Genomic DNA, 21,762 nt, shown 5'->3' with positions numbered 1-21,762 from the left:
CGTACCAGATACTGTAGCTGTCGGCGACCGGCAATTCAACAAGCACCGTGCCGAGCTATAGCGCCGCGTCTTCAGACGGGAGCTAGCCTCTTGAAACGATCTCCTCGACCACGGCCTTGGCCTGCACCCGTATATCCGGAACGGCGGTGATCTCCCAGAATTGTCCCGCCGTCAGGGCGCCGACCGCAAACAGTCGGGCAGGCGAGATCCGAGACGGGGCTATCACCTCGGAGGCGGCATCCACCTGGATCCCGAGGCCAAGAGGATCGGGGACGATCAACTCAAACCGGCTCATTTCCTTCAAAAGCGGTGAATGACTGATCCCGGCCCGCTCCATTCCCGTGCAGTTGACGAGCCAGTCCGCCCGGATCTCGACGATCTCGCGCGCCGTTCTGACCCTGTAGCCGGCAGCGAGCCTGCCCTCCTCGGCGCCGAGCGATTTCAGGAAGCCCGCGTGGAAGCAAACGGTTCCGTCTAAGACCAGCTTCTCAAACCTGTCGAATACGTCAGGCGCGACCCGATGACGATGGATGTTCCACCAGGGAAGCGCATGCCTGAGGAACCGTGCCCGTTCCTCGCCCGAAAGCCGTTGCCAGAGAGCCTGCGTTGCAGGCCTCAGACCGTCCATCACGGCTCGCCAGTCGGCAACCGTCCTGCTCTTTCCCCGCAGGGTCTTCAATATGCCGCTGATCGTATCTGGAAGCGTCTGAACGTCGATCGGCAGAGGCGCCGGCGGCTTCCACGCGTGTCCGAGCGGGGCGAGACCGCGCCGCGAAAGCACATCGATCTTGCCGCTGTGGCCATGGGCGCGAAGCGCGAGGACCTGATCGATCATCGTCAGGCCGGATCCGAGGATACACACCGCATCGGACGGTGCGACGCGCCTCAGCCACGAAAGCCGCCACGGGTTCTCGATGATCCGCGATCGCAGCGATGGCGGGACCCCGTCCGGAGCGACCGGAAGGGTCGCGTTCCCGACGCCGAGGCAGAGCACCACGTTCCTTCCGGCAATCTCGTCGCCGTTGCCGAGATGGAAGGCCAGCGTGCTGCTGTAACGTTCCACGCATCCCGCCGCCTTGGCCTTGATGAAATCGACCCGGCAACGGCCGTCCCGCTTTCGAAGCAGCCGTGCAAGCGTATCGCGGACATAAAGACCGTAGTCGCTGCGCGAGGCGAAATCGCCGGCCTGCAACCGGCGGCCATGGCTTTTCAGCCAATCGACAAAGTCGTCGGGTTGATGCGGCAACAGGCTCATGCGGCCGGCGGGAACATTGAGGCGATGGAGATAGAGCTCCGTCCGGTACGCCGTCCCGCGGCCGAAGCCAGGATCGTCGCCGACGACGGCGACCGTCGCCGAAGCGGGAAGCTGCTCGATGAGATTGCAGGTAACCGCTATCGCTGAAAAACCGGAACCGACCACGATAACATCATATGTCAAATGCATTCTCCCTGAAGCTCAGAACGTCATCGAGACATTTCATCATTCAAGCCCCGTGTCGTTCACCGATCCCTGCTGATCGCACGAGCGGCAGAATCACGAAAACAATTATCTCTATAGTCTATAAATATAGTTTGTTATTTCTCCCGCTAGCCCCTTCCCAACCATTACGCTTTTGAGGGTGAGATCAAGGGCCATGCGGCCCTGAACAAAGGGGCTCAAGATGAATTTCAGGAATTTGGCTGCCGCAATCGCCGTCGGCGTCGGCACTCTTGCAACGGCCGTCGTCGCTGAAGCGGCGGACAAGAAGGTCGTCGTCGCCTATCAAACCGACGCCTTGCCGTCTTCCGTGGCGATCGCCAATGGCGAATTCGCCAAGGAGACGGGATACGAGATCGACTTCCGCAGGTTCAATTCGGGCGCCGAAATCTTTGCGGCGATTGCCTCCGGCGACGTCCAGGTCGGCTATGTCGGCTCCAGCCCGTTTGCGGCTGCGGTATCACGCGGGCTCGAGGTCAAGGCCTTTTACCTCGCCTCCATCTCGGGCATCGACGAGGCTCTCGTCGTCCGCAACGGTTCCGGCATCGAAAGCCTGAATGATCTGAAGGGCAAGAAGCTTGCGGCCGCGCCGGTATCCACGGACCACTATCAACTCCTGGCGCTGATCAAATCGCTGGGCCTGACCGAAAAGGACGTTCAGGTCTTCGCCATCCCTCAGCCCGAGATTGTCGCCAGCTATAATCGCGGCGACATCGACGGCGGCTTCGTCTGGGATCCGGCGCTGACCGAACTGAAGAAGAACGGCAAGGTTCTGGTGACCTCCAAGGAGGTGGCAGACAAGGGTGCGCCGACATTCTCCGCCTGGGTCGCGACCTCGACGTTTGCCGCCGACAACCCGGACTTTCTGAAGGGCTTCGCTTCGGTCATCAACAAATACTACGCGTCCTTCGCATCGGACAAATCCGCCTGGGGTCCCGACAGCGACAACGCCAAGTCGCTTGCCAAGCTTCTCGGCGGAACACCTGACCAGCAGGCTTCGGCCCTGAAGAACCTGACGCTGCTGACGCCTGAGGTTCAGGCATCGGATGCCTGGCTCGGCGGTGGCGAAAAGGCGGGGGCCGGCAAGATCCTCAAGGACACGGCATCATTCCTGAAGGAACAGGGCAAGGTTTCCGACGTGCTGGCGAATTACGGCGCCTTCGTCACCGCAGATGCCCTCACCGGCGTCAGCAACTGATCCTCCCTGACGCCGGCGCAGTCGTTGCGCCGGCGTCGAACCTGCGAGCGGCACCATGCTTAAAGTCGATCACGCCAGCGTTTTCTTCGCAGCCCGCGACGGACGGACCGTTCACGCGCTCGATCGCGTTTCCTTCGATATTCTCGAACGGGGCTTCGTCGTCGCACTCGGGGCGTCGGGATGCGGCAAGTCAACCCTTCTCAACGCGATTGCCGGCTTCCTTCCGCTTTCGGATGGCCGGATCACGCTCGATGGCCGCGCGGTCGAACGACCGGGTGCGGATCGCGGCGTCGTCTTTCAGAAGGACTCGCTGCTGCCCTGGAAATCCGTCGTCGACAATGTCGCGCTCGGTTTGAAATTCGCCGGGGTCAAGCGCAAGGAGCGCGAAGCGCGCGCCCTGGAGCTTGTCCGTCTCGTCGGCCTCGATGAATTTGCCGGCGCTTTTCCCTACGAGCTGTCGGGCGGCATGCGGCAGCGTGTCGGCATCGCGCGTGCTCTGGCGACAAATCCCGACATCCTGCTGATGGACGAGCCGTTCGGCGCGCTCGACAGCCTGACGCGCGAGCAGATGCAGGAACTGCTGGTTTCCATCTGGGATAAAACAGCAAAAAAGGTCTTCTTCATCACGCACTCGATCGAAGAGGCCTTGTTCCTGGGCACGCAGGTCCTGGTCATGTCACCTCGACCGGGACGCGTCGTGGCACGCTTCGATCTGGATTTCGTTCGCCGCTTCGCCGAAACCGGCGATGCCCGATCGATCAAGGCGTCGCCGCAATTTGCCGAGCTGCGCGAGGAGATCCGCGCCATTCTGCACAGCACCGAAGACCTCAGGAGCGCCGCATGAGCGACATAGTGCAGGCCCCGCCGATTGTGGCGGGTAGAGAGGACCGCCAGGTCAAGCTGGTAAAAATGGCAAGCTTCGGAGCCGGCGAAAAATCGACGGTGGCCATCAGCGTTGCCACGGCGCTGGCCATACTGCTGCTGTGGTGGCTGGTATCGGCGCTCGGTGTCGTCCCACACTTGTTTCTGCCGCGTCCGGACGAGGTGCTGACACAGATCGGCGCTATCTATCGCGACGGTTACGCCGGAGCGTCGCTGTCCGAGCATGTTTTTGCGAGCCTGTTCCGCATCGTTGTCGCTGCCCTCATTGCCATCTCGGCCGGCATTCCGCTCGGATTGCTGATGGGCCTGAACCGCTGGGCAAAAGGGGTGCTCGACGCGCCGATCGAGTTCTACTGGCCGCTTCCGCCGCTCTCTTACCTGCCGTTGATGATCATCTGGCTCGGCATCGGCGAGACGTCGAAAATCACGTTGCTGGTGCTTGCGATGTTCGCACCGATTTGCCTCTCGGCCCAGGCCGGCGTCCGTTCGCTGCCGATCGAGCGCGTCAATGCCGCGCGTTCGCTGGGCGCAAGCCGGCTGCAGCTCTTCCTGGACATCGTCCTACCGTCCGCCCTGCCCGAGATTCTCACCGGCATTCGAATTGCGCTCGGTGTCGGCTGGGGCACGCTGGTTGCGGCTGAATTGATTGCCTCCACCCGCGGGATCGGTTTCATGATCATGTCGGCTTCACATTTCCTGGCGACCGACGTCGTCTTCGTCGGCATCGGCATCATCGCGATCTGCGCGTTCACCTTCTCGGCCGTCACTCGTTTTCTGGAGGCGTTCCTCGTGCCCTGGAAGGGCAAGCTTTGACCAGATGGCGGCAGGGAGCCATATTCAATGGCTTCCTGCCGCCGCGTTCAGCCCGTGTATGGCGACGAGCTCGGCTGCGACCAGTTTCTGAAGACGCCATAAATTGCGGTCCCGGATGCCGCGTTCTTCCAGATGTTTCACCGTCAGATAGAGATATTCGGCGCAGGAACCCATGTGTCCGCAGGCTCTCGCAAGCACCTGCGCCACCGTCTCGAGCGGCAATTTGCGGGAAACGCGCTCGCCCTTCGGACCAGCCCAAAAGACCAGCGCACGCACGAGCCCATGTGCGGTCGCGACCGGGATCCAGCGAACCGACGCAGCGTCTTCGATCGTGCCGACTTCACGGCGGATCAACCGCCGAATCTGGCCAAGGCGATCATCATCGGCAAGCCTGAAGACGATGCCGTTGCAACGTCCGCCCCGGTCAAGTGCCATCATCAGACCCGGCTGGGCCCGCGTTCCCCGCCAGCGGGTCATCTGCAGGCAGAAGGAGCGATGCCACCCTCTTGTTGCGCCATGCTGCGATTCGACGGCATCGAAGTCCGGCTTCCATATCAATGATCCATAGGCGAAGATCCAGAGCGGCGCGCCAGTAGACTCCTGGAGAAGCCGGTTGGCGAGCATCTCCACCTCCGCTTCGGTCAGCGGTTTTCGGTGTGGATCGGGACCGACGTCGATCGCGGGTCGAAGGCTCAGCGATACGAGCTCGTCAGTCAGAGCCATTCTTGATCCGGTCATCAAAAGTTTGCTTCCCTGGACCGTCACCAGCTTATGCTCCCGGATATCCATCATGCGTCAGTGCACCGTAAATCTGGCCGCATCGGCCTGGCGCCGCTGCAGGCTGCGTATCAGCATCGCGGCCTCCCTGACGATTGCCGAAAATGTTGCATCATCGGCCTCTGCGAGCCTTCCCGTCATCTCGCGGATGATCGTCGTCAAATGAATGATGGAATGGCGATGCTGCGGATCTTCCGATCCCGTTTGGGCATCAGCCATGGTGAGCAGCGTCTGCACCAGCCGCTCCATGGTTTGGCGGCGCCTGGTCCTCGGATCGGCATTCGGATCTTCGCTAAGGCGCAGCAGGTCGGCGACAATGTCGGACATTGCGATTCCACTCACATAGCAAAAGCCGGGGGCATGGAAACGACATGCCTTCGAACGCGTGTTTGCGTCTTCAAGCCCTCCAGCAATCGGTAGCCGTTGCGCCAGCGGCCAAAGCCGCTGGCGATATTGATGTGCCCGGCAAGGCCGATATTCCTGGTCTCTGCGTTCCACAAGCGGCCGAACAGGGTCAACCGATCGACCGTCATGTAGGCATCGTTCATGCTGCCGACGACGATGCTTGGAAAAGGCAAAGGCGCCGTCGGCATGGCGCCAAACGAGATATGCCCGGGATGCAGGTTTTCCGTGGCCGGCAGATCGCATGGAGCAACGAGCAACGCTCCTTTGACGCGCCGCGCTGCACTTCGCCCGGCCAAGCGGGCGGCAAGCAGGCATCCGAGACTATGGGCAACCAGATAGGCCTCGCCGGCCTCTTCAAGCGCGCCTTCTAATCGCAGCAGCCAGTTGTCAAGGTTCGGATGATCCCAGTCGTCCTGAACGACGCAACGACTGCTTGGCTGATCCTGCAGCCAGTGCTGTTGCCAATGGCCTTCTCCCGAGCCGAAAAGCCCGGGAAGAATAAGTACATCGATCATCTGACGGCATCCTCTCTGAAGCTGCGCGTCGGTCTTTCTCCCGATGGGGGCAAACATCGGACATCACTCATCAGATCCACCCGATCACCAGGGCGAACAGGAATGTGAAGGAGCTGACAATCGTGCAGATCCCGGCCGCATGCCTGAAATGCGACATGACGGTGCCTTCCGCTCTTCTCGCACCGTGCCGACGCAGGTCGGTCTCAACAACAATCGCCATCACGCCGTTCTCCTCAATACCAAAGGCCGGGCATGGTGCCCCAATAATGGAGTTCGTATTCGCGGGCGGACCGGTCGCGCTCTTCGTCTCGCGCGAACAATCCGTTTACTGGCTCCCGTGCAGCGGGCGGCTTCAGGCCGAGGAACCGGCCGATCGAAAGCTTCAGCCAGAACTGAAAATCAAGCTTCATGCGAACCTCCTGTCAGGAACCGGTATTCCTCGGTTAGGAAATCAGCGAATGACGTTGTGCATTGGCGAGTAGAACGTGAAGCGATGCCGTCGGTCCGTAGAGCATCAGCAGGCGGTTCTCCTCGCGTTTGGCGAGACGATATCGTCGGGAGAATTCGAAGACGCTCCACAATTGCTCGCTGGCCGCCGGCCTTTCTGCATCGGTGATCGTCGCTTCCTGAGATCGAGCCATCGCGACGATCCTTACTCGGCTGCCGCCAAGGCCGGGTTTGCGCCCGGAAAGAAAGCCGCCAATTCGCCGATCACTTCGTTGATGCGGGCCAAAAGCGCGTCGGATGAAACCGCATAGTCTGTGAAATCGCGGTCGGACGCATAAACGGCAGTCGGTAAGGTGTGGGCCATGAAAAACCCGAACAGCGGCCGAAGCTGATGCTCGACCATCAACGCGTGCCGGTCACCGCCGCCGGTCGCCGTGATGATGATCGGCTTGCCCCGAAGTTCGTGGGGGTCGATCAGGTCGATCAGGTGCTTGAAATGGCCGGGATATGAGCCCTTGTAGGTCGGCGAGCCGATGATCAGGGCATCGGCCTGCACGATCTCGTCGACGACACGCCTGGCCTGCGCGTCGAGATCCTTGCGCCACAAGGCGCTGCCCAGCGACGGACCGACATCATTGAGATCATAGGTCTTGCTTGTAAATCCGTATCGAATGCTCGCACGTTCGGAGACGTGCCGCACGAGTGCCAAAGTCTTCGATGGACGGTTGAAGCTGCCAGCGATGCCGACGAGTTTGAAACCTGACATGGTTTTTCCTCTCTTTGCGTTGCCCAACTATTGTCTACAAAATTGATAGATTAAAGGAACGCTCATCTCTCCTTGTTCGCCTGGTTGAAAAAAACGTTCGCCGCCGCTCCAGCACGCATAAGCTGCAAGCCGACCGCCATCGGCATCTGCGACCTCCGGACGCTGCAATTCCAAGCCTAAGGCTTGTCGCCGTGAAGATGACGTTCGAGGAAGGGCAAATTGTCTTGGCCCCAATAGATCTCGCCGTCAAAGACATAGGTGGGAAAGCCGAAGACGCCGCTGTCGCGCGCATGCACACGGTCCGCCGACCATTTGTTCTGAACATCGTCGTCGGCTTGTCGTCTGAGGAGCACCGCGCCATCGAAACCCGCTGATGTCACGATCGCCTCGCGCACGTCGGGCTTGCCGATATCCCTCGCCTCGCTCCAGAAGGCATGCTGCAGGGCGCGGGCAACGCCGATCCAATCCTGTCCGTCGAGATAGGCCGCAATCACGAAGAGGGACGCCGGCGTCGGATCGCTCAAATCAGGGCGATGTTCGAGCCGCAGCTCCTTGCCGCGCACGCGCGCCCAGCGCTTGAGGTCCCGCGTCCAGTAGGCGCGCCGGATCTCCGGGCGGTTGCGCGAAAAGATACCACCATTTTCCTCGACCACCGTCGTCAGATACGGCGTGATGACGACGTCGTTCTTCGCCGCAAGTTCGGCGAAGGCATCGAAGCCGATATACGACCAGGGCGAGCCGATCGAAAAGAAGTATTCTACCGATTTGGTCACTGATGCATGTTCCCTGTGAGGTGATTGTTGTGGCGTCGAATGGGCTTACAGCGCCGCGTCTTTTCAGACGCGCAAAGGACGCTGTAACACTTTGAATTGCTGCTCGATGGTGCTTCAGGAAGCGGCCCGAATGTCGGATGGCGCTTTCCATCCGAGCTCCGGTGCGATCAGCGTCACGAAGTCGTGGAGAATCTGTCGATACTCCACGTGCTCGAACTCGTAAGGGAGCTCCAGCCTCAACTCGCTGACCTCGCGCAGTATCGGATCGGCAAACAGCTGCGCCAATATCTCGTCCGATGTGCCGACGACATCACGGGCGAACAGAGTGCGCTGCTTGCCCTGCGGCGAAAGCGTCCGCTCATGGCGGCCATCGGCATAGTCTCGATACCGGCGGCGCGTTGCCGCATCGGCGCTGTCGAAAGGCACGATGACGCGCCCCAGCGCAACGCGCCGCTGCGTGTCGGCGGCGCGATAGGTTTCGATCAATCGCGATTGCGCGATGAAGAAATCATCCGTCCCCTCACCCGTTATCACATTGCCGGTCAACAGGTTGAAGCCATTGCGGCCGGCCCATTCGGCCGAGCGCTGCGAACCGCCGCCATACCAGATCCGGTCGATCAGGCCCTTGGCATAAGGTTGCAGCCGCGGACGCTGCGGGCCGAAGGGCGTCCTGATCAAGGTATGTTCGTCGCCGAGATAAGTACCACGCAGATTGTCGGCAAAGCGCAGCACGCGATCATGCGAGAAATCGTAACCCGTCCAGTCGCCGTCGAAGACAAGCGGAGCGATCAGCTCGGCGTGCAGCGGCCGGCCGGCGCTGACGCCGATGTTCAGCCGTCCGCCCGACAGAACATCGACGGTGGCGAGATCTTCGGCCAGCCGGTAAGGGCTCTCGTAACCGATCGGGATGACCGCGGTTCCAAGCTCGATCCGACTGGTGCGCTGCGTCGCTGCCGCCAGGAAAGCGCTCGCGGAAGAGATTCCGGGCTCCAGGTGCCGCTGACGGACCCAGGCACTGTCGAAGCCCAGATCTTCGCCATATTGCAGCTGCTCAAGCGTCCGCTCCAATCCCGACAACGGATCGCCATCGGGATAATTGCCAGGGGTGAGGAAGCCGATATGGCTGATGGATATGTTGCCCACTCGTGCCATCCGATGATCAGTACTTCGGCAGGCCGGGCGGGTTGGTCTCGGATGCCGGCAGGGCTTCCTCGGAAAGATGCCAGTGATCGAGGATTTTTGCGTAGGTGCCGTCCTTGATCAGGCCGTTGGTGGCGACAGTCAGCGCATCGGCCAGCCCGCTTCCCTTGCGGGTGGTGATTGCGACATCCGAGCGATCCGGCCAGCCGGCGCTCAGCGTGCCGACGCGCTTGATGTTCTTGTCGCGCGCGGCGATGAAGACGAGCTGCGCATGCGGCTGGACGATGACATCGGCCCGGCCGGACCGCAGTGCGAGAAGGCTTGCCGCCTCGTCGTCGTAATATTGCAGTTCGATCGGTTTCAGGGCCGCGGCAACATCTTCCTCGCTCCACTTCACCAGGATGCGCTCCTGGTTGGTGCCGGCCCCGACAATGATCCTGAGGCCTGCCGCATCCTTGGGCTCCTTGATCGAGGTCACAGGGCTGTCGGCTTTGACGAAGAAGCCATGCAGGCCCTGGCGGTAGGTGGAGAAATCGAATTTTTCCTTGCGCTGCTCGGTGACCCCGACATTGGAGATGACGGCATCATACTTGCCCGAGGCGAGGCCGAGCGGCCAGTCGATCCAGGCGACCGGCACGATCTCCAGCGTCAGCCCGAGGCTGTCGGCGATGGCATAGGCATAATCGGGATCTGCCCCGACCACGGTCTTGGCGTCGGTGGCATAGGTGGCAAGCGGCGGGCCGCCCGGGCTGACGGCGATGGTGAACTTGCCTGACGTGACGAACTTGAAATCCTTCGGGATCGCAGCGATAGCCGCATCGTTCTTGGCGGCGTGAAGCCGGCCCGGCTGCTCTGGGCTGAGGTCGAAATCCTCGGCTGCATGGGTTGCGCCGAAGGAAAGGGCCGACGCCATGGCGGCGATCAGCAGGGTCCGGAATGCCGGAAGGGCAGTCATCGTCTTCAATCTCCATATTGTCAGGCGGGAATGGCCGGCAGCATTGCCGCCGGCCCAATAGGGATCGATCAGGAGCCGCTCTTCGGCAGGCCCGGCGGGTTGGTCTGGGCCTTGTCGATCGCCTCCGGACCGAGGTTCCACGTATCGAGGATCTTCCGGTAGGCGCCGCTGGCGATCAGGTCGTTGACGACATCGGTCAAGGGCGCCGCCAGGCCGCTGCCCTTACGTGTGGTGACGGCAATCTCGGCCGTGATCGGCCAACCGCCGCTGACGGTGCCGACGAGCTTGGTCTTGCCGTTTATCCCCGCCGAATAGGCCTGCGTTGCGTTCACGCTGAAAACGGTGTCGGCTCTGCCGGACTGAACGGCGAGATCCTTGACCGCGTCGTCGTCATAATATTGCACCTCGATCGGCTTCAGGCCGGCGGCGACGTTCTCGCGATCCCATTCCAGCAGGATCTTCTCCTGGTTGGTGCCGGCATCCGTGATCACCTTCAGGCCGGCAATATCCTTCGGCTGCTTGATCGCCGTGATCGGGCTGTCGGCCTTGACATAGAAGCCAAGCTCGTCCTTGCGATAGGTCGAAAAGTCGAATTTCTCCTTGCGCTCTTCCGTGACCGTCACGTTGGAGATCACCGCGTCGAACTTTCCGGAGGTCAGCCCCAGCGGCCAATCGGCCCAGGCGACGGAAACCAATTCGAGCTTCAGGCCCAGGCTGTCGGCAATGGCCTGCGCCAGATCGACGTCGTAACCGATAACCGTCTTGGAATCGGAGGCATAATCATGCAGCGGCAGATTGCCGCTCGAGCTGATGCCGACGGTGAAGACGCCGCTTTCGACGAACTTGAAGTCCTTGACTTCGGCAATGCGCTTCTCGTTCTTTTCCACCCGCAGCCGGTTCGGCTGCTCGGGGCTGAGATCGAACTTCTGCTGCGCCTGAGCGGAACCGAAACCGATAGCAGTAATGGTGACGGCTCCCGCTATCAGAAGCCTTGCCCTATCTGTAAATGTCATGCCCCTTCTCCATTTCATCTTTAGGTTGTGGTTATTGTTATTCAGCCGGAGCAGCCCGTCACGGCCCGGCATTTCGCCAGCGCTATCAGGCGCTAGAGAACCTTGGCGAGGAATTCCCGCGTGCGGGGATGTTCCGCTTGTGTGAAGATGCGGGCCGGCGGGCCGGCCTCCAGAATTCGGCCGCTCTCCATGAAGACGACACTGTCGGCAACTTCGCGGGCAAAGCCGACCTCGTGGGTGACGATGACGAGCGTCGTGCCGGTGCGGGCAAGTTCCTTGATGACGTCGAGCACTTCGCCGACGAGCTCCGGATCAAGCGCCGAGGTCGGCTCGTCGAAGAGCAGCACCTTCGGGCGGAGCGCCAGTGCGCGGGCGATCGCCACACGCTGCTGCTGGCCGCCGGAAAGCTGGCGCGGATAGGCGTTGATCTTGTCGCTGAGGCCGATGCGTGCCATCAGCTCCTGCGCCAGCTGCACGGCGTCCTCACGGCCGATGCCGCGAACCTGGATCGGTGCCTCGATGAGGTTTTCGAGCACGGTCAGATGCGGGAAGAGATTGAAGCTCTGGAAGACCATGCCGATATCGGCGCGGCGTTTGAGGATATCCTTCTCCTTGAGCTCGGAGAGCGTGTCGCCCTTCCTGCTGTAACCGACGAAATCGCCGTCGACTGAGATGAAACCCTCATCGACACGCTCCAGGTGGTTGATGGCGCGCAGAAGCGTCGACTTGCCCGAGCCGGACGGACCCAGGATGGCGGTCACGCTGCCGGCCGGCAGGCTGAGTTCGACATCATCGAGCACTTTCAGCGAACCGAAGCTCTTCGAGATACCGTGGATGCGCACCACGCCGCCTGCGGCCCGCAGCGTTGCCGCATCCCGGAAACCGATCTTGCGCACGGTGTCGGTCGCCGTCTCGAGGACAGGCAGCGGATGACGCAAACGCTCGAAAAATGCCTGGAAGGGTAACGGCGTCGGGTTGCGCACGGCACCCTTGGAGAAATAGCGCTCGATATAGCGCTGAGCGACCGACAGCACCGTCATGATGATCAGATACCAGACGGTCGCAACCATCAGCAGCGGAATGACTTCGAGATTGCGGCGGTAGATCACCTGGACCGTGTAGAAGAGCTCCGGCAACGCCAGCACGTAGACCATGGAGGTGCTCTTCGCCAGTCCGATGAGTTCGTTGAAGCCGGTCGGCAGGATCGAGCGCATGGCCTGCGGCAACACGATGCGGAAGGCCTGGCGGCGGCGCGGCAGACCGAGTGCTGCGGCGGCCTCCAACTGTCCGTGATCCACCGAGAGAATACCGCCGCGCACGATCTCGGCGAAGAAGGCCGACTGGTTGAGCGTCAGGCCGAGAAAGGCAGCGGCAAAGGGTGTCAACAATTGTACTGTGGGATAGTCGAGGAAGACGGTATCGGTGAAGGGAATGCCGATCTTGATCGTCTCGTACAGATAGCCGAGATTGTTCAGGATCAGCAGCAGCACGATGACCGGGATCGAGCGCAGCAGCCAGATATAGCCCCAGGAAAGGCCGGAGAGCAGCGGCGACTTGGAAACGCGGGCAAGCGCCAGAGCGGTTCCGAGGATGGAGCCGGATATGGCGGCAAGCACCGTCAAAAGCAGCGTCCTGCCGAGACCGACGAGCACCGGTTCGGCAAAGAACCATTCAGCAAAGACGCCCCAACCCCAGCGCGGATTGGTGAAAATGGAATAGAGCACGGCGATGATGACGACGGCGGCAAAGATCGTGCCTGCCAAGCGGCCCGGATGACGCGCCGGCACGATGCGGTAACGGGAATAATCCTTCGATCCTGCCGTCCTGCTGCCGGGGTCGATGCCGGCGAAATCCGTTGTCAGTGCCATTGTGCTTCCCTTTTATGATTGTCGGTCTTTGCCATTTTCAGAAATTTGCACCGGCCACGCGCAGGCGCGGTTCGGCATCTTCGCGAGCAGGCTCAGCGAGATGGCTGATGTCCTTCTCGAAGGGCAAGCTCTTGTAGATTTCGGGATCAACGGAGGTGTCGAAGAGAGCGGTGTAGCCATAGTTCAGATAGAGGCTGACGGCTTCGGGCTGGCGAAAGCCGGTCGTGAGGTAGATGCGGGAATAGCCTTGGCGGGCGGCCTGGGCCTCCAGTTCCACCAGCACCTTGCGGGCGAGGCCCTGGCGGCGCAGATCGGAGCGCGTCCAGATGCGTTTGAACTCGGCCGTGCGTTCGTCATAATTCTTGAAGGCGCCGCCGCCGATGGTTTCGCCATTGCGGATCAACAGGAGAAAATTGCCGTCAGGCGGCGCAAAGGCTTCAGGAGGATAACGGTTGAGCTCGGCCGCAGCCCCTTCGGCATTGAAATAGTTGCCGTAGCGGCTGTCATACTCGTAGATCAATTCATCGATCAGCGGCTTGGCGCGCGGGTCGAGAGGGCTGGTATAGAGAAACGTATCGCTCATATCGTTCATCACCCGTTGTCATCAGTGAGGAAGGTTTCGGCGAGCCGCACCCAGTAGCGGGCGGCCGGCGCGATGATCGCGTCGTTGAAATTGTAGTGGGCGCTGTGGAGAGGAGCGCTGTCGCCATTCCCGACGAAGAGGTAGCTGCCGGGATTTGCCTGCAGCAGGAAGGCAAAATCCTCGCTCGCGGTTCTCGGCCGGAAATCCTTCTCGATAGCCGCGGGGCCGAGTGCGTCATGGGCGACATTGCTGGCGAAGTCCGTCTCCGCCGCATGGTTGATCAGCGCCGGAAAGCCGAGGCGGTAATTCACATCCGCCTCGGCGCCAAAGCTCTCCGCCTGGGCGCGGGCAAGTGCGGGAATGCGCTCTCGCAACAGCTGGCGGACCGTCTCGCTAAAGGCCCGCATGGTCAGCTTCATCTCGACGCTCTCAGGGATGACGTTCGAGGCGGAGCCGGCATGGATCGAGCCGACGGTTGCGACCGCCATGTCCTGCGGGTCGACATTGCGGGAAACGACGCTCTGCAGGGCAGTAATGAAGGAGGCTGAGGCAAGCACCGGATCGACGGCGCGATGAGGCTCGGCGCCATGGCCGCCCTTGCCGATGATCTTGATCACCGCCTGATCGACCGAGGCCATGGCAGGGCCGCTGACGAAGCCGAATTTGCCCGCCGGCACACCCGGCCAGTTGTGCAGCCCGAAGACCGCATCGACTGGAAAACGCTCGAACAGGCCCTCCGAGATCATCTTGCGGGCGCCAGCGCCGATTTCCTCGGCGGGTTGGAAGATCAGCCGCAGCGTACCGCTGAAATTGCCGCTTTCGGCAAGATAGCGGGCGGCGGCGAGCAGGATCGAGGTATGCCCGTCATGGCCGCAGGCATGCATGACGCCGGGATTGCTGCTGGCATAGGCAAGACCGGTCGCCTCCTCGATCGGCAGCGCATCCATGTCGGCGCGGATGCCGATCCGCCTTTTGCCGTCGCCGCGCCTGAGGGTGGCGACGATGCCGGTTCCGGCGATGCCCGTCGCCACCTCATAGCCCCAGGAGGAAAGGCGGGATGCCACGAGCTTGCTGGTCCTGAGCTCCTGGAACGCAAGTTCCGGATATTGGTGCAGGTCGTGGCGAAGCGCGATGATCTCGTCGAGGTAGGCGGCGATACCTCTCTCGACCGGATCCTTGCTGCGCTGGTTCTGAGCGATGATGTTCATGGCGGTTCGTCGGCGCTTCAGGCGCCGACAGCCTTTCCGCGTTCGACCTGATCGGCGCCCGCCGCATACCGGCTTTCGCGGAAGGGCAGGCCCAGATGATCCCGCAGCGTCTCTCCCTTCAGGACCGGGTCGAAATAACCGCGCTCCGTGAGGATCGGCAGAACGTATGTGGAGAAATCATCGAAGCCCTCGGCGATGACAGGGAAACCGAGGATGAAGCCGTCGGCAGCACCATGATCCACCCAGCGGATGATCTCGTCGGCGATATGCTCGGCCGTGCCGATGAATGCCGTGCGCGGCGTTGCTGAATCGAGCGCGACCTGGCGGAGCGTCAGGCCCTTCTCCCGCGCCGTCTTCTTGATGCGGTCGGTGGTGGCGCGGAAATTGTTCCTGCCGATATCGCCGAGTTCCGGGAATGGCTCGTCGAGCGGATAGACGCTGAAATCATGATGATCGAAGAAACGGCCGAGATAGAGCAGCGCCTCCTCTGTCGTGACGAGGTTGCGGATCGCCTGATACTTGGCTTCCGCCTCTTCCTGCGTTGCACCGACGATCGGTCCGATACCTGGATAGATACCGACTTCCGCCGCACTGCGGCCATGGGCAATCACGCTGTCCTTGAGCTGGCGGTAGAAGGCCTGCGCCTCCTCGAACGGCCCGCCATTGGTGAAGACGGCGTCGGCATGTTTGCCGGCGAGCCTGATGCCGGAATCCGAGGCGCCAGCCTGGAACACCACCGGCTGGCCCTGCTTGGAGCGGCCGATATTGAGCGGCCCCTCGACACGGAAGAAGCGGCCCTTGTGGTTGAGGCGATGCATCTTCCTCTTGTCGACAAAGACGCCGGTCTCACGGTTGCGGACGAAGGCGTCGTCGTCCCAGGAATCCCACAGGCCTTTGATCGCATCGATATAATCCTCGGCGATCTCGTAACGCAGCTCGTGCTCGGGATGTTCGCGGCTGTAATTGCGGCCGGAACCCTCGAGAGGCGAGGTTACCGCATTCCACCCTGCCCTGCCGCCGCTAATGAGATCGATCGAGGCGAACTGGCGGGCGATGGTGAAGGGATCGCTATAAGAGGTCGAAACCGTACCGACGAGGCCGATTTTCGAGGTCGAGGCGGCGAGCGCCGAGAGAATGGCGATCGGCTCGAAACGGTTGAGGAAATGCGGGATCGACTGCTCATTGATGTAGAGCCCGTCGGCGACGAAGGCGAAAGCGATGCCGGCCGCCTCGGCCTTACGTGCTGTCTTGAGGAAGAAGTCGAAATTGACGCTGGCATCTGCCGGTCCACTTGGATGCTTCCAGGCGTTCATGTGACCGCCGGGACCCTGCAGCATGATGCCGAACGTGACGTGTTTTTGAGCCATGGGATCAATCCTTTTTGGAAACGGTCAGGCGACGAGGGAAAGCCGCTCCTTGGCGAGCAGCTCGATGGAAGCCAGGCGTTCGGCGACCGAAAGCGCCGGCGTGTCGAGCACGAACTCCTTGACCCCGTAGCGGCGATGAAATTCGTCCAGTTCCTTGCGGATCTGTTCCGCCGTGCCATGCAGCACGCTCGGCACCTTTTCCTCGATGCGGTAATCGGTGATGCCGGCCTGGCGGGCGAATTCGGCCGCCTGCTCCTCGCTGCCGACATTGACGGTCTGGCCGTTCGGCAGAAATATCTTGACGATGCGCAGCTTGCCGACGCGCTCGCGGGCATAGTCCTCGCTTTCGGCGGCGAAGGCTGCGAGCGCCAGGATCGGACGTTTGCCGCCGGACGCCCGTTCATAGGCCTCGAAGGTCCTGCGCAGATTGTCAGGATCGCCGTTCAAATGACCGGCGAAAACAAGTTCCCAGCCCTTCTCGGCAGCGAGCTCGGCGCTTTCGACGCTGGCGCCGAGCAGGAAACGCTCAGGCGCAGTCGGCGGGAAAGGCGTTGCCTGCGCGCCGTCGTAGTTCGGGTCGGCGGCGAGATAAGTATTGAGATCGGAAAGCTGGCTCGCGAAATCCGGCTTCCTGGCCGGATCGACGGCAAGCTGCAGGGCGCGCGTCGAGAGAGGAAATCCGCCCGGCGCCTTGCCGACACCGAGATCGACGCGGCCGGGCGCAAGCGACGCCAACAAATTGAAGGTCTCGGCAACCTTATAGGCGCTGTAGTGCTGCAGCATGACGCCGCCGGAGCCGATGCGGATCCTCGATGTCCTGGCGAGAAGATAGGCGATCAGCGCCTCCGGCGCGGAGCTCGCCAGGTTGGACATGTTGTGATGCTCGGCGACCCAGAAACGGTGATAACCGAGTTCCTCGGCCCGGGCGGCAATCTTTACAGTCGCCCGCAGCGCATCCGCGGCGGTCAGACCCTGTTCGATCGGGCTTTTGTCGAGAAGACTGAGGAGGTAGGTCATGGCACCACGATCCGATCCCTGGTTGCAAAGTTTAGTCTATAAAATCAGTCGACAAACTTCATTATAAGAAATGGCATTCTCTTTCGAACGCGCTGAGTGAAAAAAACCGGCCGCCCCTAAGATGGAAAATCTCTGAGGGGGCGCTGTGTGACGACAGCATAAGGCTTCTTTCAATCGACCACTTGATGGTCTATATTCTGGTCGAAAGGGAGAAACCGCATGAAGCTGTCAGAACAGGTCAAGCCGATCAGCTATCTCAAGGCACACGCGCCGGAAATCATCCGGACGCTGAAGGATAATCCGCAACCGGTCGTCATTACTCTTCACGGAGAGGCGAAAGCCATCCTTCAGGACGTCGGCCAATACGAAGAAACCCAGGAGACACTGGCGCTCCTGAAGGTGTTGGCGCTCACCAACCGGCAAGTCGAGGACGGCAAACTGCGCCCTGCTGCGGAGTCCTTCGCGCGCATCCGCAAACGTCTGGCCGACAGCCGATCCTGATGCCATATCGTGTTCTTTTCGCTGAGGATGCGGAACGCGACATCGAGGATCTCTATCGATTTATCGCCAGCCGCGACGGCGCCGAGACGGCAGAGCGCATTCTGACGGAGCTTGAGAGCGCGTGCGCCGAGCTTGAAGAATTCCCCGCCCGTGGAAATATTCCGAAGGAGTTGGCGGGGATCGGAATTTCCGAATATCGGGAACTGCACCATAAGCCGTGGCGCATGATCTATCGGATCCTGGGCACGGATGTCGTCGTCTACTGCGTCGTCGACGGACGGCGCGACATGCAGAGTTTCCTGGAGCGAAGGCTTATCCGCGCATAGCCATACGCTGCCCACACGCAGGCTGAGCATTATCCAACCTTCCGGCCGGCCGGCGCATTTGCCCGCAGAAGCGCCATCAGCATCGGGCCGATCGCGAATTCTCCCTTTTCGCTTCGCCGCGTCAGGCCACGAAGATAGCCACCGGCCGAATTGATGTGGCCGCCGCGCTCCAGGATGCATGCCATCACCGTCGCGGCATTTTCCGGACCCATCACATTGGCGGCCTCTTCGTAAGCCGACGGACTGACGCCCAGCATCGATCGAACGATGACGGCTGCGGCCATCAGATCACGCCAGTTGCGGATTACGCCATCCGGCCCATAGGCAAGGATTTCCGGGCAGGCCTGCAGAACGAGGCCGAGCGGGAAGGATTTCAGGCCGCCACCATCGTTGCGGCCGCCCGACTGCCGACTTTCCTCCTGCCGGGCCGGATGGGTTGTCTCCCCCCTCCCCTCTTCCAGCGTCTCCGCCTCTCGCCCTTTGTCTTGCTCCGCCATCGCCCCCTGCTTCGTTTCGAAGCTTGGTTCAAGTTCAGATTTGGAGTCGGGATTTGAATTCTGTATGTGACGCTCGATATAATCGGCATTGCCGCGCTGTTTTGTTGATTTAACCCGAATTTCCAGCCGGTTAAGAATATCTGTGCGCAGGGCCGTCAATTCATCCAGCAACAGTTCAAGCTGCGCTGTCGTCGGCGATCGCGGCAGGCCTTCGATCAGGTCCCGGAATTCGCGGTATAGGCCTTGCCAATCCCCAGGGATCTCTTCTTCAACTGCCGCTTCGATCAGTTTGGCAATGTCACGGCGGCAAAGGGTGATGCGTTCACGCAGGCGCTGGACATGCAGCCGCTCAGCCATCACTGCGGCCGCGAGCTGTTCGATCTCCTCGGCACGGGCAAGCAGCGGCGCCAGCGAGAAGCCGAACGCCTCGTCGACCTCCCCTGCCCTGTCCCTGCGGACGTAACGCTTGCCGTTGGGGCTATCCTTGCGCACCAGAAGACCTGCCTCGACGAGCGCGGCAAGATGACGCCGCACAGTCTGTTCAGCCATGCCATGCGTTCTGAGCGAAAGCTGGATATTCGACGGGAAGACGATCAAACCGTTTCCCTGGGCCAGCTCATTCTTCGGATAAAAGCTCAAAAGAGCGTTGAGCACGGCAAGCGCCCGATCGCCGATGCCGAGCAGCGGCTTTGCTTCGCACAGCGCGCGAAACAATTTCCACTTGTCGACCGACTGATCCGGTTTGATCTCCCCGGCCATGACTTGGCTTGCGAGCATGCCAAACGTCATCGACCGCCGCCCGAAGGGCGTCGTCACACTTCCGGTTTCCATATCTTCCACCTCAACGAGGCAAAAGAAATCCGCTCACCAAAACGGCGCCAAAAACTCTTGACAGCGATTCTCGGAAGTGCGATTCTCGGAGGTGTTCAAGACTACGAGGAAAGCTTCCGTGACGGTGACGTTCGGGGGCTTTTTTCTTTTGCGCGTTATCTCCTATCCGAATTGTCAGCTGACAACCGGTCTAACTGCCTCATTTTCCCTGATTTTCCTCTTCGAACTCGGCGGCGAGGCCTATCAACCGCTGAGCCAGGAATTCCGAAAACGCCGCCGATTTGACGGTGATGCGAAAGGTTTTGCCGGAACGGGCCACCAAAGCAAGCGGCGCGCCGCCTTGGGTCCGGAGCGTCTGCTCGGCCCGCTGTGGTGCGCTCTTCTCCTCCAGTGCCTTCCAGATGACATCGAAGCGGCTGTTGGTCTCCAACGCGTCGAAACCGGCGGCACTGATGGCGGCCCGCGCCTTCTTCTGTCCGCCCGTCTCTCTGAACTTCTCGGCAAACGCCAACCAGCGTGGACGACCTACCTTGGTGGCCGGCCCGATGGCGAGAATGATCTCGGGGTCGATCGTCTGAGCCACCTGCAGGAGCCTTGACGTTTCCGGCTTGTCTGTCGCCAGCGCCTTGGCAATCATGTCGCGGCTAAAGCCGTGTTCATCCATGCGGTGTGCAAACAGTGCCCGCTCGATAAAACTCAAGTCGACACGCGGGCCATTTTCCTGACCCTGTGCAAGGATCAACTCCTCATCCGTGAGCTTTCGCACGACGGCCTTAACAGGAACCCCGATCTCCGCTGCTGCGCGCAGGCGCCTGTGGCCATAGGCGGCCTGGTAGTGCCCGGCCCTTACCGGGTCCGGCCGCACCAGGATCGGAACCTGCTGTCCGCTTTCCTGGATGGACTGCTTCAATCGCTCGAACTCGGCATCCTTGTCGACCGGGATGCGGTCGCGGATGAAGGACATTTCCACGGCAGCCGGATCGATCTCCAGCACCTTGTCGCCGGAGGCCAGCGATTCGCGCAGCGCCTTGGCGGCTGCTGCTTCCTCTCCCAGCCGTCCAAGCGACAGGTTCATCGCCTTGACCGCTCCCGATGGCCGATGCGGCTGTTGCACGCTCGGCACCTCCGGCCGTGTCGGCTCGACGGCACCGACCATGCTCTTCAGGATGTCGCGTCCTTTTGGGCTCATGGCCTGCTCCATGCACTGCGAATGAGTTGCTCGACCTCGGCATTGACGCTGTCGACGGATTCCACCCCGCGGTCATAGGTCTGGCGATGCATCGTCTCGCGTCCCGCCTCGTAGATTGTCTGCTTGGACAGGCCCGCATCCGAGACAGCTGTCGACTTGACCATCATCGAAGTCAGCACGCGCTCGCCGAATAGACTGCGCAGGAAGGCGACGATCTGCGCCTGCGGTCCATCATTGGCCTCATAGCGGGTGATCAGATAGCGCATCCAGTCATAATCGAGATTGCCGCCTGCCTGCTTGACCACGGCCAGGAGGTCGGAGGTCATCGTCAGGAACTGGTTCATCGACGCCACGTCGAGCATCTGCGGATGGACGGTGATGAGGACGGAGGTAGCGGCACAAAGAGCAGACAGTGTCAGGAAGCCGAGCGTGGGCGGGCAATCGATGATGACGACGTCGTAGCTCTGCTCCAGCGAATGCAGCGCATTGCCGACCCGCATGAAGAACATGTCCTTGTCGTCGCGGTTGGTGTCGGCGAGCGCCTTTGGAGTATCGTGCTCGAACTCGTGCAGTTCGAGATTGCCGGGAATGAGATCGAGCCCGGGAAAATAGGTCTGGCGGACGATGTCGGCTACGTCGCGGCGCGTTTCGTCATATTTGATGGCACCGTAAAGCGTCTCGTTTTCGCCGACGTCGAATTCGGGCTGATATCCGAGCATTGCCGACATCGATGCCTGCGGATCGAGATCGACGGCGAGCACGCGGTAGCCGCGAAGAGCCAGGAACTGCGCCAGGTGGATGGATGTCGTCGTCTTGCCGGAGCCGCCTTTAAAATTGGTGACAGCGATCACCTGGAGATGGTCGCCCGGCCGGCGCATCGGCAGATAGGAGGGTTTGGTGCGCCCGAGATGGTGGCGCATCGCATGAATTTCCTCAAGCGAGAACACCCGTCGACCCGCCGCCGTCTTTTCCGGGTTGATGCTTTCCACCTGGGCGGCGAGGTGGCGAACATAGCTGTCGGTAACGCCGAGCAGCTTGGCAGTCTCGGTGCTGCTGAACCGCCGTAGCGATTTGCGGGCGTCGGGCGAAAACAACCGCTCGAACAGCACTTGCAATTGGCTGCTGAGCATCGTCGAGTCCTGCGCGATCGTCTCGTCAATCGAGACTCGACTCGCTCTCTTGGCTTTCTCAACAATCGCGGCCTTGGTCGGCAT

25 protein-coding genes are annotated in these 21,762 nt (G+C 61.2%); 5 read left to right on the top strand and 20 right to left on the bottom strand.

The window, feature by feature from the left end; all coding sequences use genetic code 11:
- Positions 1–82 precede the first annotated feature (82 nt).
- The gene (locus RlegSU303_RS31540; RefSeq protein WP_231284104.1) at positions 83–1,444 is read right to left on the bottom strand and encodes an FAD/NAD(P)-binding protein; all 1,362 of its coding nucleotides are present in this window, start codon (positions 1,442–1,444) and stop codon (positions 83–85) included.
- Between the two features lie 217 nt (positions 1,445–1,661).
- Here RlegSU303_RS31540 and tauA point away from each other — a divergent pair, with 217 nt between their 5' ends.
- From tauA to RlegSU303_RS31525, 3 genes are read left to right on the top strand one after another with little or no spacing between them, the layout of a single operon-like run.
- A complete protein-coding gene (gene tauA, locus RlegSU303_RS31535; RefSeq protein ID WP_231284102.1) occupies positions 1,662–2,675 on the top strand; it encodes a taurine ABC transporter substrate-binding protein in 1,014 nt (337 codons plus the stop codon).
- Positions 2,676–2,730: 55 nt separating this feature from the next.
- The gene (locus RlegSU303_RS31530) at positions 2,731–3,519 is read left to right on the top strand and encodes a taurine ABC transporter ATP-binding protein (RefSeq protein ID WP_131643821.1); all 789 of its coding nucleotides are present in this window, start codon (positions 2,731–2,733) and stop codon (positions 3,517–3,519) included.
- Entirely contained in the window at positions 3,516–4,370 is an 855-nt protein-coding gene (locus RlegSU303_RS31525; protein WP_131643820.1) for an ABC transporter permease subunit, read from the top strand. The genes RlegSU303_RS31530 and RlegSU303_RS31525 overlap by 4 nt, the downstream gene beginning before the upstream one ends.
- Positions 4,371–4,394: 24 nt before the next feature.
- Here the strand turns inward: RlegSU303_RS31525 and RlegSU303_RS31520 are convergent, their stop codons facing one another.
- From RlegSU303_RS31520 to RlegSU303_RS31440, 16 genes are all read right to left on the bottom strand, one after another.
- Positions 4,395–5,162, bottom strand: coding sequence for a gamma-glutamylcyclotransferase (locus tag RlegSU303_RS31520; protein WP_131643819.1), 768 nt, complete (start codon positions 5,160–5,162; stop codon positions 4,395–4,397).
- A gap of 3 nt (positions 5,163–5,165) precedes the next feature.
- Positions 5,166–5,474, bottom strand: coding sequence for a hypothetical protein (locus tag RlegSU303_RS31515; protein WP_131643818.1), 309 nt, complete (start codon positions 5,472–5,474; stop codon positions 5,166–5,168).
- Positions 5,475–5,485: 11 nt separating this feature from the next.
- The gene (locus RlegSU303_RS31510; protein WP_131643817.1) at positions 5,486–6,067 is read right to left on the bottom strand and encodes an RBBP9/YdeN family alpha/beta hydrolase; all 582 of its coding nucleotides are present in this window, start codon (positions 6,065–6,067) and stop codon (positions 5,486–5,488) included.
- A 70-nt stretch (positions 6,068–6,137) separates the two neighbouring features.
- Entirely contained in the window at positions 6,138–6,290 is a 153-nt protein-coding gene (locus RlegSU303_RS31505) for a hypothetical protein (protein WP_165505259.1), read from the bottom strand.
- Between the two features lie 10 nt (positions 6,291–6,300).
- Positions 6,301–6,477: a hypothetical protein gene (locus tag RlegSU303_RS31500; RefSeq protein ID WP_165505261.1), complete on the bottom strand. Its 177-nt coding sequence runs from the start codon at positions 6,475–6,477 to the stop codon at positions 6,301–6,303.
- A 33-nt stretch (positions 6,478–6,510) separates the two neighbouring features.
- Positions 6,511–6,708: a hypothetical protein gene (locus RlegSU303_RS31495; protein ID WP_131643816.1), complete on the bottom strand. Its 198-nt coding sequence runs from the start codon at positions 6,706–6,708 to the stop codon at positions 6,511–6,513.
- 11 nt (positions 6,709–6,719) lie between these two features.
- Positions 6,720–7,280: an FMN reductase gene (msuE, locus tag RlegSU303_RS31490; RefSeq protein ID WP_131643815.1), complete on the bottom strand. Its 561-nt coding sequence runs from the start codon at positions 7,278–7,280 to the stop codon at positions 6,720–6,722.
- 176 nt (positions 7,281–7,456) lie between these two features.
- Positions 7,457–8,053 carry a 2-hydroxychromene-2-carboxylate isomerase gene (locus RlegSU303_RS31485; RefSeq protein ID WP_131643814.1) on the bottom strand — a complete coding sequence of 199 codons (597 nt, stop codon included), beginning with the start codon at positions 8,051–8,053 and terminating at the stop codon, positions 7,457–7,459.
- Positions 8,054–8,167: 114 nt separating this feature from the next.
- Positions 8,168–9,205 carry an LLM class flavin-dependent oxidoreductase gene (locus RlegSU303_RS31480; RefSeq protein WP_231284101.1) on the bottom strand — a complete coding sequence of 346 codons (1,038 nt, stop codon included), beginning with the start codon at positions 9,203–9,205 and terminating at the stop codon, positions 8,168–8,170.
- Between the two features lie 7 nt (positions 9,206–9,212).
- Positions 9,213–10,148 carry an ABC transporter substrate-binding protein gene (locus RlegSU303_RS31475; RefSeq protein WP_231284099.1) on the bottom strand — a complete coding sequence of 312 codons (936 nt, stop codon included), beginning with the start codon at positions 10,146–10,148 and terminating at the stop codon, positions 9,213–9,215.
- A 68-nt stretch (positions 10,149–10,216) separates the two neighbouring features.
- Positions 10,217–11,161 carry an ABC transporter substrate-binding protein gene (locus RlegSU303_RS31470; protein WP_017958295.1) on the bottom strand — a complete coding sequence of 315 codons (945 nt, stop codon included), beginning with the start codon at positions 11,159–11,161 and terminating at the stop codon, positions 10,217–10,219.
- A gap of 92 nt (positions 11,162–11,253) precedes the next feature.
- Positions 11,254–13,029: an amino acid ABC transporter permease/ATP-binding protein gene (locus RlegSU303_RS34290; RefSeq protein ID WP_269207229.1), complete on the bottom strand. Its 1,776-nt coding sequence runs from the start codon at positions 13,027–13,029 to the stop codon at positions 11,254–11,256.
- Positions 13,030–13,066: 37 nt separating this feature from the next.
- Complete coding sequence (locus RlegSU303_RS31455) at positions 13,067–13,624, bottom strand: GNAT family N-acetyltransferase (RefSeq protein WP_017958294.1); 558 nt, start codon at positions 13,622–13,624, stop codon at positions 13,067–13,069.
- Positions 13,621–14,820, bottom strand: coding sequence for a M20 aminoacylase family protein (locus RlegSU303_RS31450; RefSeq protein WP_231284098.1), 1,200 nt, complete (start codon positions 14,818–14,820; stop codon positions 13,621–13,623). The genes RlegSU303_RS31455 and RlegSU303_RS31450 overlap by 4 nt, the downstream gene beginning before the upstream one ends.
- Positions 14,821–14,837: 17 nt before the next feature.
- A complete protein-coding gene (locus RlegSU303_RS31445) occupies positions 14,838–16,187 on the bottom strand; it encodes an LLM class flavin-dependent oxidoreductase (protein WP_131719374.1) in 1,350 nt (449 codons plus the stop codon).
- Positions 16,188–16,211: 24 nt separating this feature from the next.
- Entirely contained in the window at positions 16,212–17,204 is a 993-nt protein-coding gene (locus tag RlegSU303_RS31440; RefSeq protein WP_017958291.1) for an LLM class flavin-dependent oxidoreductase, read from the bottom strand.
- Between the two features lie 219 nt (positions 17,205–17,423).
- Between RlegSU303_RS31440 and RlegSU303_RS31435 the strand changes: the two genes are divergently transcribed.
- Together RlegSU303_RS31435 and RlegSU303_RS31430 are read left to right on the top strand one after the other, a co-directional pair.
- Positions 17,424–17,705, top strand: coding sequence for a type II toxin-antitoxin system Phd/YefM family antitoxin (locus RlegSU303_RS31435; protein ID WP_131620538.1), 282 nt, complete (start codon positions 17,424–17,426; stop codon positions 17,703–17,705).
- Positions 17,705–18,031, top strand: coding sequence for a type II toxin-antitoxin system RelE/ParE family toxin (locus RlegSU303_RS31430; RefSeq protein WP_131620539.1), 327 nt, complete (start codon positions 17,705–17,707; stop codon positions 18,029–18,031). The genes RlegSU303_RS31435 and RlegSU303_RS31430 overlap by 1 nt, the downstream gene beginning before the upstream one ends.
- 29 nt (positions 18,032–18,060) lie before the next feature.
- Here RlegSU303_RS31430 and repC read toward each other — a convergent pair whose 3' ends face one another.
- The 3 genes from repC to repA all read right to left on the bottom strand — a co-directional run bounded on the left by repC (position 18,061) and on the right by repA (position 21,762).
- Positions 18,061–19,359 (bottom strand): plasmid replication protein RepC, encoded by a 1,299-nt coding sequence (gene repC, locus RlegSU303_RS31425; protein ID WP_231284096.1) that lies wholly within the window; start codon positions 19,357–19,359, stop codon positions 18,061–18,063.
- A 199-nt stretch (positions 19,360–19,558) separates the two neighbouring features.
- Positions 19,559–20,548, bottom strand: a complete 990-nt coding sequence (repB, locus tag RlegSU303_RS31420; protein WP_231284094.1) for a plasmid partitioning protein RepB — start codon at positions 20,546–20,548, stop codon at positions 19,559–19,561.
- Positions 20,545–21,762 (bottom strand): plasmid partitioning protein RepA, encoded by a 1,218-nt coding sequence (repA, locus tag RlegSU303_RS31415; RefSeq protein WP_094088838.1) that lies wholly within the window; start codon positions 21,760–21,762, stop codon positions 20,545–20,547. Before repA ends, repB begins: the two co-directional genes overlap by 4 nt.

The sequence above is a fragment of the Rhizobium sp. SU303 genome, assembly GCF_021052345.1.
In the GTDB taxonomy this organism is placed as follows: domain Bacteria; phylum Pseudomonadota; class Alphaproteobacteria; order Rhizobiales; family Rhizobiaceae; genus Rhizobium; species Rhizobium laguerreae.
Note: the sequence above shows the minus strand (reverse complement) of the source record. Positions and strands in the feature narration are given on the sequence as shown.

Bases quoted from the DNA above. Each gene is read 5' to 3' on its own strand.
- RlegSU303_RS31540 (WP_231284104.1), bottom strand. From the start codon at position 1,444: ATGCATTTGACATATGATGTTATCGTGGTCGGTTCCGGTTTTTCAGCG.
- tauA (WP_231284102.1), top strand. From the start codon at position 1,662: ATGAATTTCAGGAATTTGGCTGCCGCAATCGCCGTCGGCGTCGGCACT.
- RlegSU303_RS31530 (WP_131643821.1), top strand. From the start codon at position 2,731: ATGCTTAAAGTCGATCACGCCAGCGTTTTCTTCGCAGCCCGCGACGGA.
- RlegSU303_RS31525 (WP_131643820.1), top strand. From the start codon at position 3,516: ATGAGCGACATAGTGCAGGCCCCGCCGATTGTGGCGGGTAGAGAGGAC.
- RlegSU303_RS31520 (WP_131643819.1), bottom strand. From the start codon at position 5,162: ATGATGGATATCCGGGAGCATAAGCTGGTGACGGTCCAGGGAAGCAAA.
- RlegSU303_RS31515 (WP_131643818.1), bottom strand. From the start codon at position 5,474: ATGTCCGACATTGTCGCCGACCTGCTGCGCCTTAGCGAAGATCCGAAT.
- RlegSU303_RS31510 (WP_131643817.1), bottom strand. From the start codon at position 6,067: ATGATCGATGTACTTATTCTTCCCGGGCTTTTCGGCTCGGGAGAAGGC.
- RlegSU303_RS31500 (WP_165505261.1), bottom strand. From the start codon at position 6,477: ATGAAGCTTGATTTTCAGTTCTGGCTGAAGCTTTCGATCGGCCGGTTC.
- RlegSU303_RS31495 (WP_131643816.1), bottom strand. From the start codon at position 6,708: ATGGCTCGATCTCAGGAAGCGACGATCACCGATGCAGAAAGGCCGGCG.
- msuE (WP_131643815.1), bottom strand. From the start codon at position 7,280: ATGTCAGGTTTCAAACTCGTCGGCATCGCTGGCAGCTTCAACCGTCCA.
- RlegSU303_RS31480 (WP_231284101.1), bottom strand. From the start codon at position 9,205: ATGGCACGAGTGGGCAACATATCCATCAGCCATATCGGCTTCCTCACC.
- RlegSU303_RS31475 (WP_231284099.1), bottom strand. From the start codon at position 10,148: ATGACTGCCCTTCCGGCATTCCGGACCCTGCTGATCGCCGCCATGGCG.
- RlegSU303_RS31470 (WP_017958295.1), bottom strand. From the start codon at position 11,161: ATGACATTTACAGATAGGGCAAGGCTTCTGATAGCGGGAGCCGTCACC.
- RlegSU303_RS34290 (WP_269207229.1), bottom strand. From the start codon at position 13,029: ATGGCACTGACAACGGATTTCGCCGGCATCGACCCCGGCAGCAGGACG.
- RlegSU303_RS31450 (WP_231284098.1), bottom strand. From the start codon at position 14,820: ATGAACATCATCGCTCAGAACCAGCGCAGCAAGGATCCGGTCGAGAGA.
- RlegSU303_RS31445 (WP_131719374.1), bottom strand. From the start codon at position 16,187: ATGGCTCAAAAACACGTCACGTTCGGCATCATGCTGCAGGGTCCCGGC.
- RlegSU303_RS31440 (WP_017958291.1), bottom strand. From the start codon at position 17,204: ATGACCTACCTCCTCAGTCTTCTCGACAAAAGCCCGATCGAACAGGGT.
- RlegSU303_RS31435 (WP_131620538.1), top strand. From the start codon at position 17,424: ATGAAGCTGTCAGAACAGGTCAAGCCGATCAGCTATCTCAAGGCACAC.
- RlegSU303_RS31430 (WP_131620539.1), top strand. From the start codon at position 17,705: ATGCCATATCGTGTTCTTTTCGCTGAGGATGCGGAACGCGACATCGAG.
- repC (WP_231284096.1), bottom strand. From the start codon at position 19,359: ATGGAAACCGGAAGTGTGACGACGCCCTTCGGGCGGCGGTCGATGACG.
- repB (WP_231284094.1), bottom strand. From the start codon at position 20,548: ATGAGCCCAAAAGGACGCGACATCCTGAAGAGCATGGTCGGTGCCGTC.
- repA (WP_094088838.1), bottom strand. From the start codon at position 21,762: ATGCCGACCAAGGCCGCGATTGTTGAGAAAGCCAAGAGAGCGAGTCGA.